This window comes from Amycolatopsis sp. NPDC005961 (assembly GCF_040629235.1).
Taxonomy (GTDB): Bacteria; Actinomycetota; Actinomycetes; order Mycobacteriales; family Pseudonocardiaceae; genus Amycolatopsis; species Amycolatopsis camponoti.
Genome location: NZ_JBEXVF010000007.1, coordinates 23,660 through 40,100, shown reverse-complemented (window position 1 = coordinate 40,100; position 16,441 = coordinate 23,660). Strand labels below are relative to the sequence as shown.

3 protein-coding genes are annotated in these 16,441 nt (G+C 73.3%); all 3 read left to right on the top strand.

Translation table 11 applies throughout. The features are described 5' to 3' along the window. Positions 1-3: 3 nt before the first annotated feature. The 3 genes from ABZ342_RS08600 to ABZ342_RS08590 are packed head-to-tail and all read left to right on the top strand — an operon-like array spanning position 4 to position 16,366. On the top strand, positions 4-14,919 hold the full coding sequence (locus tag ABZ342_RS08600; protein ID WP_360470333.1) for an amino acid adenylation domain-containing protein: 14,916 nt from the start codon (positions 4-6) through the stop codon (positions 14,917-14,919). Beyond that, positions 14,916-16,169: an MFS transporter gene (locus tag ABZ342_RS08595; RefSeq protein WP_360470331.1), complete on the top strand. Its 1,254-nt coding sequence runs from the start codon at positions 14,916-14,918 to the stop codon at positions 16,167-16,169. The genes ABZ342_RS08600 and ABZ342_RS08595 overlap by 4 nt, the downstream gene beginning before the upstream one ends. Next, positions 16,169-16,366 carry an MbtH family protein gene (locus tag ABZ342_RS08590; RefSeq protein WP_155544057.1) on the top strand — a complete coding sequence of 66 codons (198 nt, stop codon included), beginning with the start codon at positions 16,169-16,171 and terminating at the stop codon, positions 16,364-16,366. The genes ABZ342_RS08595 and ABZ342_RS08590 overlap by 1 nt, the downstream gene beginning before the upstream one ends. The last annotated feature ends 75 nt before the right edge of the window (positions 16,367-16,441 follow it).

The following is a 16,441-nucleotide window of genomic DNA, read 5'->3' as shown; positions in this document are numbered from 1 at the left end:
TCCATGACCACGTCCCGACAGGACCGCATCGCGGCGCTGCCCGCCCACCTGCAGGAAGCGCTGCGCCGGCGGATGGCGGGAGCGGGCGCGCGCACGCTGGAGATCCCGGCCGCCGCCGACCGCTCCCGCCCGATCCCGCTGTCGTCGGCCCAGCGCCGGCTCTGGTTCCTCAGCCGGCTGCGGCCCGGCGACCCCGAGTACAACAGCGCGTTCGCCCTGCGCCTCACCGGCGAACTCGACGTCGGCGCCCTGGAAACCGCGCTGCGGCTGCTCGTCGCCCGGCACGAGCCGCTGCGCACCACCTTCACCGAGGTCGACGGCGAAGGCATGCAGGTGATCCGGCCGCCGTACGACGTGCCGTTGCCCGTCGTCGACGTCGGCCCGGACGACCTCGACGCCGTGCTGCGCGAGGAGTACGTGCGGCCGTTCGACCTGGGCCGCGGGCCGCTGCTGCGGGCGCTGCTGGCCCGCGTCGGCCCGGCCGAGCACGTGCTGCTCGTGTGCGTGCACCACATCGCCACCGACGGCGCCTCGATGGGCGTGCTCACCGAGGAACTCGGGCTGCTCTACCGCGACGGCTCGCACGCCGAGCTGCCACCGCAGCCCTTGCAGTACGCGGACTTCGCGCTGTGGCAGCACGACCGGCCGACCCGCGCCGCCGGGCTCGAGCACTGGAAACAACACCTCGCCGGCGTCACGCCCCTGGACCTGCCGGCCGACCACCCGCGCCCGGCCACCCGCGGCACCGCGGGCGCGGTCCGCGAGTTCACCGTGCCCGACGACGTCGCCCGGCGGCTGGCCGAGTTGGCCCGCGCGTCGGAGACGACGTTGTTCACCGTGCTCGTCGCCGCCTGCCAGGCGCTCTTCGCGCGCTACACCGGACAGGACGACATCGCGCTCGGCACCGTCGTGCAGGGCCGTGACCGGCCGGAACTCGAACGGGTCGTCGGGTTCTTCGTCAACACCGTCGTCCTGCGCTCGGCTGTGGACACCGCAGCGTCGTTCGCCGACCACCTGAGCATCGCGCGGCAGACGGTCCTGGACGCCTTCGCCCACGACGACGTCCCGTTCGAGGAACTCGTCGACGCCGTGCACGCCGGCCGCGACCCCGGCCGCCATCCGCTGTTCGACGTCATGGTGCTGCTGCACAACGCCGGCGGCGGCCCGTCGTTCCCCGGCCTCACCGCCGAACCGGCCGAGGTGGCCCGGAACTCGTCGAACTTCGACCTCTCGATCGAGTTCGAGGAGTCCGGCGGGCGGCTGGCCGGGCTCGTCGAGTACAGCACCGAGCTGTTCGAGGCCGCGACGATCGACCGCCTGCTCACCCACCTGCTGCGGCTCCTGGGTGGGGTCGCCGCGAACCCGGCGCGCCGGATCGCCGACCTGCCGCTGACGACCGAAGCCGAAGAAGCCGCGCTGCTGGAGTGGGGGAGCAGCACGCTCGACGTTCCCGCGACGACCGTCGTCGACCTCCTCGACCACCAGGCGCGGACCCGGCCGGACGCGACCGCGCTGGTCTGCGGCGACGTCCGGCTCAGCTTCGCCGAACTCGCCGCCCGCACCGACGCGCTCGCCGCCGACCTCGCCGCGCGGGGCGCCGGGCCGGACCGCGTCGTCGCCGTGCGGCTGCCGCGCTCGGCCGAGGCGATCGTCGCGCTGTTCGCCGTGCTCAAGGCGGGCGCGGTGCACCTGTCCATCGACCCGGGGCTGCCGGAGGAACGCATCCGCGTCCTGCTGGACGACACACGGCCGGCGGTCGTGCTGGACGGCACCGTCGTGCCCACCGGCAGATCGAGACCGGCCGGGCCACGCCCGTCCGACGCCGCCTACGTCATCCACACCTCCGGCTCGACCGGCACGCCCAAGGGCGTCGTCGTCGAGCACGCGGCCCTGGTCAACCTCCTCGCCAACCACCGGCGCGTGTTCGGACGCGAGCCGATGCGCGTGGCGCTCACCGCGACGCTGTCGTTCGACACCTCCTGGGAAGGCCCGCTGCTGCTGGCCGACGGCCACGAACTGCACCTGATCACCGACGAAACCCGGCTCGACCCGGCCGCGCTCACCCGGTACGTCCGCGACTCGCGCGTCGACTTCCTCGACGTGACGCCGTCCTACCTGCGGCAGCTGCTGCCCGCCGGGCTCCTGACCGGCGAACACGGCCCGCGGTTCCTCATGGTCGGCGGGGAAGCCATGGATCGCGACCTGTGGCGGGAGCTGGCTTCCTCGGACACGGCCGCGCACAACTACTACGGACCTACCGAGTCCACCGTGGACGCCACCTGCGCACCGGTGACCGGGGACCGTCCGCTGATCGGCCGTCCGCTGGGCAACGTCGGCGCGTACGTCCTCGACGAGCACCTGCGGCTCGTCCCGCCCGGAGTGCCGGGTGAACTCTGCCTCGCCGGGGCGCAGCTGGCCCGCGGCTACCTCGGCCGCCCGGGCCTGACCGCGGACCGGTTCGTCGCGAACCCGTTCGGCGAACCGGGTTCCCGGCTGTACCGCACCGGCGACCGCGTCCGCTGGGTGGACGGGCAGCTCGAACACCTGGGCCGGATCGACGACCAGGTCAAGGTGCGCGGGTTCCGGATCGAACCTGGCGAGGTCGAGGCGGCGCTGCGGCCCTTCGTGACCGACGCGGCGGTCGACGTGCGCGGCGGCCGGCTCGTCGCCTACGTCGTCGGCGACACCGCCGACTTGAAAGCCGAGCTGTCCCGCACCCTGCCCGCGCACCTCGTGCCGACGGCCTTCGTGCGCCTCGACCGGCTGCCGCTGACCCGGCACGGCAAGCTCGACCGCCGGGCCTTGCCGGAACCGGAACTGGCCGCGGCCACCGAGTACGTGGCCCCGCGAGACGATCGCGAGCGGCTGGTGACCCGGGTCTGGGCCGAGGTGCTCGGCGTCGACCGCGTCGGCGTCGACGACAACTTCTTCGACCTCGGCGGCGACTCGCTGCTCGGCATCCGGGTCGTCTCCCGGCTGCGGGACGACCTCGGCGCCGACGTCCCGGCCCGGCTCGTCTTCACCGCGCCCACCCCGGCGCAGCTGGCCGCCCAGCTGCCCGACGCGGCCGCCCCACAGGCGGCGATCCCTCTCCTGCCGCGCGACGGAGGCCCACTGGAGGCGCCGCTGTCCTTCGCCCAGCAACGGCTGTGGTTCCTCGACGAGTTCGAACCGGGCAGCACCGAATACGTGTCGCCGACCGTGCTGCGCCTGCGTGGTGAGCTGGACACCGCGGCGCTGAACCAGGCGCTCACCGCGCTGGTCGCCCGGCACGAGTCGCTGCGCACGACGTTCGCGACCGTCGACGGCCGCGGCGTCCAGATCATCCACCCGCCGTACGCGGTCGAGGTCCCGGTGGCGGACGGCGACCTCGCCACAGCGCTGAACAGCGCCACCGGTCCGGTCGACCTGCGCACCGGCCCGCTGCTGCGCACGGCGTTGACCCGGCTCGCTCCCGGCGACCACGTGCTCACCCTGGTGCTGCACCACATCGTCACCGACGGCTGGTCCTCAGGCGTGCTCCTGAGCGAGCTGGCCGCGCTCTACGCGGCGTTCAGCCGCGGCGAGGACCCGGCGCTGCCGCCGTTGCCGCTGCAGTACGCCGACTACGCGGTCTGGCAACGGGACCGAACGGAGTTCGGCGACCAGCTCAGCTACTGGCGTCACCGCCTCGACGGCGTCCCGGTGCTGGACCTGCCCACCGACCAGCCGCGCCCGGCCGTCCGCACCAAGAATGGTGCCCTGCATGAGTTCAGCGTCCCCGCCGGCACCACCGCCCGGCTCAAGGAACTGTCCCGGCAGCACGGCGGCACGCTGTTCATGACGCTGCTCGCCGCCTGCCAGCTGCTGTTCGCCCGCTGGTCGGGGCAGGACGACGTCGCCGTCGGCACCGTCGTCACCGGCCGCGAGCGCACCGAACTGGAAGGGCTCATCGGGTTCTTCGTCAACACCCTCGTTCTACGGTCCACCGTGGACCTGCACCGGGGGTTCGACGCCTTCCTCGGCGACGTGCGCGACACCGTGCTGGACGCCTTCGCCCACCAGGACGTCCCGTTCGACCGCGTCGTCGACGACCTGCAACCGGAGCGCGACACCAGCCGCACGCCGCTGTGCCAGGTGATGGTGGTGCTGCACAACACCCCGGACACCCGCCCCGCGCTGCCCGGCCTCGACGTCGAAGAGCTGGCCCCGCCGATCGTCACCGCCGGGTTCGACCTGATGGTGCACTTCCAGGAGACCGCCGGCCGGCTCGACGCGCTCGTCAACTACAACACCGACCTGTTCGACGCCACGACGATCGAGCGGCTCACCGGCTGGCTGCGTACCCTCCTGGACGGCATCGCGGCGGCACCGTCGCGCGCACTGGGCGGGCTGCCGTGGATGACCGACGGCGAGCGCGAACTGGTGCTGCGCGAGTGGAACCCGGTCGGCGAGGCCGAGCCGCAGCCGACCCTGCCCGAGCTGTTCGCCGCGCAGGTGGCACGCACGCCCTACGCCGTCGCGGTGACGCACGAGGGCGCCGAGCTGACCTACCGCGAACTCGACCGGCGAGCGAACCGCCTGGCCCACCGGCTGATCGCCGAGGGCGCGGGGCCCGAGCGTCTGGTGGCGCTTCGGCTGCCGCGCTCGGCCGACCTCGTCGTCGGGGTGCTCGGCGTGCTCAAGTCCGGCGCCGGCTACCTGCCGATCGACCCGGACTACCCGCCCGCGCGCATCGAGGCGACACTGGCCGACGCCCGCCCGGTCTGCGTCGTGGACGACGTGCACGCCGAGGACTGGCCGGACACCGACCCCGAGGTGCGCATCGATCCGGAGAACACGGCGTACGTCATCTACACCTCCGGCTCGACCGGCGTGCCGAAGGGCGTGCTCGTCCCGCACGCGAACGTCACCCGGCTCTTCTCCTCGACCGCGCACTGGTTCGGCTTCGACGACCAGGACGTGTGGACGCTCTTCCACTCCTACGCCTTCGACTTCTCGGTGTGGGAGCTGTGGGGCGCGCTGCTGCACGGCGGCCGGCTCGTCGTCGTCCCGGCGGACGTCGTCCGCGCTCCCGAGGACTTCCTGACGCTGCTGGCCGAGCAGCGCGTGACCGTGCTGAACCAGACGCCGTCGGCGTTCTACCGGCTCGGCACGCTGCCGTCGCCGCCGCTGAGCCTGCGGTACGTCGTCTTCGGCGGGGAAGCCCTGGATCCGGTGCGGCTGGCGGACTGGCGCCGCCGGCACCCGGACGGCCCGCGGCTGGTCGACATGTACGGCATCACCGAGACCACCGTGCACGTCACCCACCGCGTCCTCGACGCCGACCGTGCCACGGTCGGCGTGCCGATACCGGACTTGCGCGCGTACGTCCTGGACACGGACCTCGCGCCGGTCCCGCCCGGCGTCACCGGCGAGCTGTACGTCGCCGGCGCCGGACTCGCCCGCGGTTACCTCAACCGGCCGGGGCTGACGGCGTCCCGGTTCGTCGCCGATCCCTTCGGCGCGCCCGGCACCCGGATGTACCGCACCGGCGACCTGCTGTGCTGGACTTCCGGTGGCGAACTGGCCTACCGCGGCCGCGCCGACCACCAGGTGAAGATCCGCGGCTTCCGCATCGAGCTGGGCGAGGTCGAGGCGGCGCTGACCGCGCACCCGGACGTGACCGGCGCCGCCGTCGTCGCGCACGGCACCGGCGACACGCGCCGGCTCGTCGCCTACCTGACCGGGACCGTGCCCGGGAGCACCGCGCTGCGCGAGTTCCTCGGCCGTTCCCTGCCCGCGCACATGGTGCCCGCGGTGTTCGTCGGCCTGGCCGAGCTGCCGCTCAACACCAACGGCAAGCTCGACCACAAGGCCCTGCCCGAACCCGGCGTGCGCACCGAAACCCGTTATGTCGCCCCGCGCACGCCGGAAGAGACGGTGCTGGCCGACATCTGGTCGGCGGTGCTCGGGGTCGACCGCGTCAGCGTCGAGGACAACTTCTTCGGCCTCGGCGGCGACTCGATCCTCAGCATCCAGGTCGTCGCCCGCGCCCGCCAGGCGGGCCTGGGGATTTCGTCGAAGGACCTGTTCCAGCACCAGACCGTCGCCGAGCTGGCCCGGGTCGCCACGCCGAGCGCGGCTCCCGTGGTCGTCGAGGAGACTGGGCCCGCGCCGCTCGGCCCGATCCAGTCGTGGCTGTTCGAGCACCTCGACGAGCCATGGCGGCTGACCATGTCCGTCCACGTCGTACTGTCCTCCGTGGACAGGGTGCGGCTCGTCCGCGCGGTCGCCGCGGTGACCGGCCGGCACGACGCATTGCGCATGCGGTTCTCCCGAGCGGACGGCACCTGGCGGCAGGAACCCGCCGCCACCGAGACCGCCGACGTCCTCCGGCACGTCGATCTGTCCGAAGTGGACGACGTCGTCGCCGCGATGCACGCCGAAGCCGTCCGCGCGCAGACGTCGCTGGACATCGCGAACGGCCCGGTCTGGCGGGTGGTGCTCTTCACCTTCGCCGACCGCGCGCCCCAGCTGTTCCTCACCGCCCACCACCTCGTCATGGACGGCGTCTCCTGGCGCGTCCTGCTCGGCGACCTCGACCGCGCCTACCGCGGCGAAGCACTGGAACCGGTGGGCAGCTCGTTCACGCACTGGGCCCGGTCGCTGGCCGAGCACGTGAAAATGGGACACCTCGACAAGCACACCGCGTATTGGGAAACTGCCCTCCGCGGTGCGCGGACGGACCTCCCGGTCGACCACTCCGGCCGCAACCGCGCGAAGTCGGCGCGCGCGGTCTCGGTGTCACTTGGCCGGGCCGAGACCGCCGCGCTCCTGCAGGACGTGCCGGCGGCGTACCGCACCGAAGTCAACGACGTGCTGCTCAGCGCCCTCGGCCGGGTGCTCGCCCGCTGGACGGGCCGCCGGCGCGTCGTCGTCGCGATGGAAGGCCACGGCCGCGAGGAAATCGCGGCCCCGCTGGACCTGTCCCGGACGATCGGCTGGTTCACCGCCCAGTACCCGTTGGTTCTCACAGTGCCCGACGGGGATTGGGGCGACGTCCTCAAGGCCGTCAAGGAACAGCTGCGAGCCGTCCCGGACAAGGGTGCCGGGTACGAAGCCCTGCGCTACCTGAGCCCGCCGGACACGCCCGGCGCCGCGCTGCGCGACGACCCGGCCCCGCGGATCTCCTTCAACTACCACGGCCGCTGGGACGTCGACGGCGACGGCTGGTACCAGGGCCGCGGCGAGCCCCTCGGGCACGACAGCGACCCGGAGGGCACCCGGCCGTACCTGCTCGACGTCGTCGGGGTCGTCGAAGCCGGTGAGCTGCACTTCACCTGGGAGTACTCCGAAGAGGTGCACGACGAATCCACCGTGCGCGCGCTCGCTTCGGAGCTGGTCGAAGCCCTGGCCGAGGTGGTGGACCACTGCGCCGAAGCCGGTGGCCGCACCCCGTCGGACTTCCCGCTGGCCCGGCTCGACCAGGGCACGGTCGACCGGCTGGCGGGCGACGGCCGCGACGTCGAGGACATCTACCCGCTCACGCCGCTGCAGGCCGGGATGGTGTTCCACAGCCTGGTCGACAGCGATTCGAGCGCGTACTTCGACCAGTTCCGCCTGCGGCTGGCCGGCGTCCGCGACCCGCGTGCGCTCGCCGAGGCGTGGCAGCGCGTGGTGGACCGGACGCCGATCCTGCGCAGCAGCATGGTCTGGGACGGCGTCGACGAGCCGCTCCAGCGCGTCCACCGGCACGTCCGCGTCCCGGTCGGGCAGCACGACTGGCGAGACCTGGCCGAGGCCGAGCAGGAGACGGCCCTGGTTTCGCTGCTCCAGGCCGACCAGGCCGCGGGCATGGAGCTGACGGCACCGCCGTTGATGCGCCTGGAAATCGCGCGCGTCGCCGACGACGAGGTCCAGCTGATCTGGACGTCGCACCACGTCCTGCTCGACGGCTGGAGCACGGCGCAGGTCTTCGGCGAGGTGGCCGAGCAGTACGCGGCGATCGCCGGTGGCCGGACCGCCGAGCTGGCCCCGCGCCGCCCGTTCCGCGACTACCTCGCCTGGCTGGCGGCCCAGGACCACGCCGAAGCCGAACGCCACTGGCGCGCGGTGCTCGACGGCTTCGCGGCCCCGACGCCGTTGCCGTACGACCGCCGTCCCCAGGAGGCCCACCGCGCCGAATCGGCCGCGGAGGTGCGCGTCGAGCTGTCCGCCCTCGAGTCGGCTCGCCTGCGGGAGGTGGCGAAGGCGGCCGCACTGACGGTGAACTCGGTTGTCCAAGGCGCGTGGGCGCTGCTGCTGGCCCGGCACAGCGGCGAGTCCGACGTCCTGTTCGGCACCACGGTCTCCGGCCGCCCGGCCGAGCTGCCCGGCGTCGAGGCGATGATCGGCATGTTCATCAACACCGTGCCGACTCGCATCGAGGTCCACAATGGACTTCCGGTGGCCGACTGGCTGCGGGGAATCCAGGGCTCGCAGGCCGAAGTGCGGCGGTACGACTTCCTCGCGCTGTCCCGGCTGCAGGCGTTCACCGCGGTCCCGGCCGGGACGGCGCTGTTCGACAGCGTGGTGGTCTTCGAGAACTACCCGATCGAGGACAGCGGGCAGGACGGCGTGCGCGTGCTGGACGTCAGCTCGCTCGACACCACAAGTTACCCGCTGAACCTGACGGCATTCCTGCACGACCGGCTGGGCCTCGAGCTGTCCTACGACCCGCGATTGTTCGACGAGCCGACGGTCCAGCGCCTGGCCGGGCAGCTCGCCCAGCTGGTCCGCGCCATCGCCGCCGACCCGGACTGTCGCCTCGGCGAGCTGTCCCTCTCGACGCCCGAAGAGCGGCGGGAACTGGTCGAGGCCGGGGTGGGTGCTGCCCTCGATGTCCCGGCGGGCACGGTCCTGGACGTCTTCGAAGCTACGGTCGCGCGGGTGCCGCACGAGACTGCGCTCGTGTTCCGCGAAAGCCGGCTGACCTTCGCCGAACTCGACGCTCGCGCCGGCGAGCTGGCCCGCCGGTTGACCGCCGCGGGGGCCGGACCCGAGGCAGTGGTGGCGATCCGGTTGCCGCGCTCGGCGGAGGCGGTCATCGCGATCCTGGCGGCGTTCAAGGCGGGGGCGGCTTACTTGCCGATCGACCCCGGGCTGCCCGAAGACCGGGTGCGGATGCTGGTGGAGGACGCACGCCCGGTGGTGGTGCTGGACGGCACCGAGGTGCCGCCGGCATCGGATGGGCTCGCCGGGTCTGGGTTCGCTGCCGCCGAGGGCACCGGTTCGGCGCCGGGTGCGGCCGTCGCAGCCCGCCCCGGGCCTGCGGTCGCGGTTGCTGAGGATGCGCGGCTGGCGGGGGTGCTGAGCGGGGCGGAGCTGCCGTCGGCGGCGGCCGGGCTCTTTGCCGCCGAGGGCGCCAGCACGGACCCAGATGCGGCAACCGCAACTCGTCCCGGGCCTGCGAACACCGCCTACGTCCTCTACACCTCCGGCTCCACCGGCCGTCCGAAGGGCGTGCTCGTCGAGCACCGCGGCCTGATGAACATGCTCGCGAACCACCGCGGCGTCTTCCTCGGCGGCCCGCGAACCCGGGCCGCGCTCACGGCGTCGTTCTCCTTCGACACCTCCTGGGAACCGCTGCTCGCCCTGGTCGAGGGCCACGAGCTGCACGTGCTGGACGACGACACCCGGCTTGACCCGCACGCCGCCGTCCGATACGTCCGCGACCACCGGATCGACCTGCTCGACCTCACCCCCACCTACCTGCAGCAGCTCCTCGGCGCCGGCCTCCTCACCGGCGAGCACCGGCCCGCCACCGTGCTTGTCGGCGGTGAAGCGACCGGCGAGGCGCTCTGGCGAGAGCTGGCCGCGTCCGGCGTGGCCGCCCACAACTACTACGGGCCGACCGAAGTGACCGTCGACGCCACGCACGCCCCGGTCACCGGGGACCGGCCCTCGATCGGGCGGCCCCTCGCCAACCTGGCCGCCTACGTGCTGGACGCGGCGGGCCACCCGGTGCCCGACGGCGTCGCCGGGGAGCTGTTCCTCGCCGGACCCCAGCTGGCCCGCGGCTACCTGAACCGGCCGGGCCTGACCGCCGACCGGTTCGTCGCCGACCCCTTCGGGCCGCCGGGGACCCGAATGTACCGGACCGGCGACCGCGTCCGCCGGGCCGCCGACGGCCGGCTCGACTACCTCGGCCGCGTCGACGACCAGGTCAAGATCCGCGGCTTCCGCGTCGAACCGGGCGAGATCGAGGCCGCGCTGCGGCAGCACCCGGCGGTCACGGACACGACGGTGGTGGCCCGCGACGGCCGGCTCGTCGCCTACGTCGTCGGCGAAACGCGCGACCTGCGGACCTGGCTGCGCGGCCGCCTGCCGGACTACCTCGTCCCGTCGGCGTTCGTGGCCCTGACCGCGATCCCGTTGAACCGCAACGGGAAGATCGACCGCCACGCGCTGCCCGCCCCCGAGCGCGACGCCGAAGCCGAATACGTCGCTCCGAAAACGACGACCGATATCCGGCTCGCCGCGATCTGGGCCGACGTGCTGCGCGTCGAGCGCGTCGGGCTCACCGACAGCTTCTTCGAACTCGGTGGCGACTCGATCAGCAGCATGCGGATCACCTCCCGAGTCCGGGCGGAGTTCGGCGTCGAGGTCTCGCCCCGCGCGCTGTTCACCGCGCCCACCCTCGGCCGGTTCGCCGCCGGGCTGCCCGCGGCTCAGGCCACCGCGCGGCCGATCCCGACCGTCCCGCGGGACGGAGCCCTGCCGCTTTCCTTCGCGCAGCAACGCCTCTGGTTCCTCGACGAGTTCGAACCGGGCAGCACCGAATACCTCTCACCGACCGCGCTGCGGCTGCGCGGCGAGCTCGACGTGCCCGCGTTGCGCCAGGCGCTGAACGCCGTCGTCGCGCGGCACGAGTCGCTGCGGACGACGTTCGCGACCGTCGACGGCCGGGGCGTCCAGCTCGTCCACGAGCCCTACGACGTCGAGCTGCCGGTCGAGGACTTCACCGAAGAGGCCCTCGAAAGCGAGCTGCGGAAGCCGTTCGACCTGCGAACCGGGCCGCTGCTGCGGGCGCGCCTGTTCCGCCAGGCGGCCGACGAGCACGTGCTGCTGCTGGTGCTGCACCACATCGTCACCGACGGCTGGTCCTCCGGCGTGCTGACGTCGGAACTCGACGCCTGCTACACCGCGTTCACCCAGAACGCGGAACCGGACCTGCCCGCACTGCCCGTGCAGTACGCCGATTTCGCCGTCTGGCAAAGGGAGTCCCTCGACGGCCCGGTGCTCGCCGAGCAGCTCGGCCACTGGCGCGAGCGCCTCGACGGCGTGGCGCCGCTCGAACTGCCGACCGACCGCCCCCGCCCGCCCGTGCGCACCACCGAGGGTGACTGGGTCGAGTTCACCGTGCCGGCCGGGGTCACCGCGCGGCTCAAGGAACTCGCGGGCGAAGGCGACGGCACGCTGTTCATGACCCTGGTCGCCGCTTGCCAGGCGCTGCTCGCCCGATGGGCCGGGCAGGAGGACGTCGCGGTCGGTACGGTCACCGCCGGCCGGGAGCGCCCCGAGCTGGAGCGGCTGATCGGCTTCTTCGTCAACACCCTGGTCCTGCGGTCCACCGTGGATGGACGACGGCCGTTCCGCGAGTTCCTCGCCGAGGTGCGCACCACGGTCCTCGACGCCTTCGCCCACCAGGACGTGCCGTTCGAGCGGGTGGTGGACGCGGTACAGCCGGTCCGTGACTCGAGCCGGACCCCGCTGTTCCAGGTGATGGTGGCGCTGCAGAACACCGGCGACGAGCCGGGCGGCGGCACCCTCGCGGCCGAGGAGGTCGCGCTGCCGATGACGACCGCGACCTTCGACCTGCTCGTGCAGTTCGAGGAGCACGACGGCGCGCTGCGCGGGGCGATCAACTACAGCACCGGCTTGTTCGACACGGCCACGATCGAGCGGGTGGCCGAGCGGCTGCGGGTCCTGCTGACCGAAGCCGCGACGGACCCGGACCGGCCCGTCGGCGACCTTTCCCTGTTCCTGCCCGGTGAGCGCGAGGACGTGCTCGCCACGGCTCCGCGGGACCCGCGGCCGGACGTCGCCCTGCCCGCCCTGCTGCGCCACGACTCCGACGACGTCGCCGTGTCCGACGACCGGGTCTCGCTCACCCACCGCGAACTGGACGTCCGCGCCAACCGGCTGGCGCACCGGCTGCTCGCCGCCGGGGCCGGGCCGGAGACGCGGGTCGCGGTGCTGCTGCCGCGGTCGGCGGACCTGCTGGTGGCGCTGCTGGCGGTGCTCAAGACCGGGGCGGCGTACGTCCCGATCGACCCGGGCTACCCGGCCGATCGCATCGCGTACATGCTCGAAGACGCGCGTCCGGTCTGCGTGGTCGAAGACGCCGACGCGGCCGGTTTCCCGGACCACGCCCCGGAAGTCGCGCTCGACCCGGAGTACCCGGCGTACGTCATCTACACGTCCGGCTCGACCGGCCGGCCCAAGGGCGTGGTCGTGAGCCACCGCGCGGCGGCGAACTACCTGCGCTGGGCCGTCGACGCGTACCCGGGCCTGGGCGGCACGGCCGTGCTGCACTCGTCGGTGTCGTTCGACCTCACCGTCACGACGCTGTTCGGCCCGCTCCTGGCGGGCGGCCGCATCCGGGTCGCCGATGTCCTGGAAGCCGAGCCCGTGCCGTGCACGTTCCTCAAGGCGACGCCCAGCCACCTGCCCGTCCTGGCGGGCGACCCGCGGGACCTCGTCGTCGGCGGCGAACAGCTGCTCGGCGACGTGCTCGACCGGTGGCGGCAGGCGCACCCGGCCGCCACCGTGATCAACGAGTACGGGCCGACCGAGACGACGGTCGGCTGCATGGAGTACCGCGTCGAACCCGGGGACGCCGTCCCCGCCGGTCCGGTCCCCATCGGCCACCCGATCCGCAACACCCGCCTCTACGTGCTCGACGCCGGGCTGAACCCGGTGCCGCCGGGCATCCCCGGCGAGCTGTACATCGCCGGCGACGGGCTCGCCCGCGGCTACCTCGACCGGCCCGGGCTCACGGCGTCGCGGTTCGTCGCCTGCCCGTTCGGGCCACCGGGGGAGCGGATGTACCGCTCCGGCGACCGGGTGACCCGGCGGCCGGACGGCGAGCTGGTCTACCACGGCCGCGCCGACGAGCAGGTCAAGATCCGCGGCCACCGGATCGAACCCGGCGAGATCGAGGCCGCCCTGAGGGCGCACCCCGCGGTCACCGACGCGGCCGTGCTCGCGCGGGACGGGCGGCTGGTCGCCTACGTCGTGCCGGACGCCGAACCGGACCTGCGCGAGTTCCTCGGCCGGTCGCTGCCGGACTACATGCTGCCCTCGGCGATCGTCGCGCTGGACGCGTTGCCGGTGACCCGCAACGGGAAGCTCGACCGGGCTGCCCTGCCCGACGCCGACGCCGAAGAACACCGGTACGTCGAGCCGTCCGGGCCGGTCGAGACGGCGCTGGCCGCGATCTGGGCCGAGGTGCTGGGCCGCGAGCGGGTCGGTGCGCGCGACAACTTCTTCGAGCTGGGCGGGGATTCGATCCTCAGCATCCAGGTCGTGCACCGCGCGCGCCTCGCGGGACTGCGGATGCGCTCGAAGGACCTGTTCGCCCACCAGACGGTCGCGTCGCTGGCGACCGTGGTCACCGCGGCCGACGAAGACCGGGCCCAGCACGAAGCCGTCGTCGGCGACGTACCGCTCACGCCGATCCAGCGGTGGTTCCTCGACGCGGAGCCGGCGAACCCGGCCCACTTCAACCAGTCCGTGCTGCTCGAACTGGCCGGGCCGCCGAACGAGGAGGCCCTGCAGCAGGCGCTCGACGCCGTCGCCGCCCACCACGACGCCCTCCGCCTGCGGTTCACCCGCGACGACGGGCAGTGGCGGCAGCACAACGACGCGCCCGAAGCGGCGGTCCCGCTGCGGATACTGTCCACTTCGGACCCCGAAGCCGTCGCCGACGAGGTGCACGCGAGCTTCGACCTCGCACGGCCGCCACAGCTGCGTGCGGTGCTGTTCGAACCGGACCGGCTCTTCCTCGCGGCGCACCACCTGGTCGTCGACGCGGTGTCGTGGAGCATCCTGGTGGAGGACCTCGAACGGGCCTACAGCCAGGTCCTGGCGGGGGAGAAGGCGGACCTCGGCCCGAAGACGACGTCGTTCCGCGACTGGGGGCGGCGGCTGCGCGAGTTCGCCGAAGGCGGCGGCCTGGACGACCAGCGCGAGTTCTGGGCGCGGGAACTGCCGGGCTGCGCGCTCCCGCTCGACCACACCGGCGACGGGCCGGCCGCGGTCGAGTCGGTGCCGCTCGAGGTCGGCGAGCGCGACACCGACGCCCTGCTGCACCTGGCGCCCGGCGCGTACCGGACGCGGATCAACGACGTGCTGCTCAGCGCGCTCGCGTGGGCCGTCCGCCGGTGGACCGGGCAGGACTCGGTCGCGATCGACCTGGAGGGCCACGGCCGCGAGGAGGTCTTCGACGGCGTGGACCTGTCCCGGACGGTCGGCTGGTTCACCACGCTGTTCCCGGTCGGGCTGACGATCGACCCGGACGCGGACTGGCGCGCGCTGGTCAAGTCCGTGCGGCGGCAGCTGCGTGCGGTGCCGGGCAACGGGTTCGGCCACGGCGTCCTGCGCTCCTACCGGTTCCCGGAGCTGGGCGCGAACACCCCGCAGCTGGCGTTCAACTACCTCGGCCAGGGCGACGGCACCGGCGGTGGCGACGGCCTCTTCCGCGCGTCGCACCCACCGATCGGCCGCGAACAGGACCCGGCGAACGCGCCCGCGCACCTCCTCGAGGTGGTCGGCGGCGTGCGGGCTGGCCGGCTGGAGTTCACCTGGTTCTTCCGGCCGGACCGGCACGACCGCGCGACGGTCGAGGCCGTCGCCGCCGGCTTCGCGGAAGCCTTGCGGCGCATCGCCGCCGACTGCCGAGGGGAGCAGGCGTGAGCGCGCCGAGCAAGGTGAAGCTGTCCCGCAACCGGGACTACCGGCTGCTGTGGACCGGCCAGGTCGTGTCCGAAGCCGGGTTCAGCACCACGACGATCGCGTTCCCGCTGCTGGTGCTGGCGATCACGGGCTCGGCCGCGCAGTCCGGGCTGGTGCTCGGCGCGATCGCGATCGCGCAGCTGGTCGCCGGGCTGCCGGCCGGTGCCCTCGTCGACCGCTGGTCACGCAAGCGGATCATGCTCGGCTGCGAGGCGGTGCAGGCGCTCGGGGCGGCCAGCCTCGTGCTCGCCCTGTGGTGGGGCGTGGCCGGGGTGGCGCAGCTCGTCGTCGTCGCCGTCGTGATGGGGCTGTGCCGGGCGTTGTTCGAACCAGCCGAGGAAGCCAGCCTGCCGCACCTGGTAAGCACCGAGCAGGTCCCGTCGGCGGTGGCGCTGAACGCGGCGCGCACCAGTGCCGGCCAGCTGTCGGGCACGGCGCTCGGCGGCTTCCTGTTCGCGCTGGGCCGGCTCGCGCCGTTCGTCTTCGACGTCGTCGCGCACGTGGTCGCGTTCGTGTCGCTGGTGTTCGTCCGCCTGCCCGCGCGTCCCGAACCGGCGGAAGAACGGCCGCCCGCGCACCTGGGCCGGGAGATCGCCGAAGGGCTGCGCTGGGTGTGGCACCAGCCGCGCGTGCGCGTCACGGCGGTGTGCGCGATCGTCCTGAACCTGTTCTTCGCGGCGTACTACCTGGTGATCATCGTGCTGGCGAACCAACGCGGCGTGCCGCCCGGCGAGATCGGCGTGATGGCCGCGATGCTCGGCGGCGGCGGCATCGCCGGGGCGCTCGCCGCGCCGTACCTGCACCGCAAGCTCAGCCCGTACGCGCTGATCATCGGCGTGTTCTGGGGGCTGACGCTGCTGACACCGCTGGCGGTGTTCGTCCACAACGGCTACCTGATGGGCCTGCTGTTCGCGGCGATGGCGTTCCTGGCCCCGGCGGCGAACACGACCATCAACACCTACCAGCTGCTCTTCACGCCCGACGAGCTGCGCGGCCGCCTCGGCGGCGTGATGGGCGTGACGGGCGGGCTGGCCGCGGCGCTCGGCCCGGCCCTCGGCGGCTGGCTCGTCGACCTGCTCCCCGATTCGGCCGCCGTGCTCACCTGCGCGGGGGCGATCGCGGCGGTCACCGTGCTGACGACGTTCAGCCGGACCCTGCGCGGCTTCCCTTCCGTGTCCGATGTCGAAACCGTCAACAACAAGGAGTCCTGATGGACGAGAACACCACTTACCAGGTCCTGGTCAACGACGAGGGCCAGTACTCCCTCTGGCCGGCGGACAAGGAGGTCCCGGCCGGCTGGCACCCCGACGGCACGCGCGGGACCCGGCAGGAGTGCATGGACCACGTGGACGAGGTGTGGACGGACATGCGGCCCCGCAGCCTGCAGGAACGGATGTCGGCTGGCTGACTTCGGTGGCGCCTGGGCCGGACCTCCCGGCCCAGGCCGCTCCGCCGTCGCGCCTGTCGCACGTACTGAAGCCCC

Excerpts from the sequence above, each read along its gene's own strand:
- ABZ342_RS08600 (WP_360470333.1), top strand. The coding sequence starts at position 4 with ATGACCACGTCCCGACAGGACCGCATCGCGGCGCTGCCCGCCCACCTG.
- ABZ342_RS08590 (WP_155544057.1), top strand. The coding sequence starts at position 16,169 with ATGGACGAGAACACCACTTACCAGGTCCTGGTCAACGACGAGGGCCAG.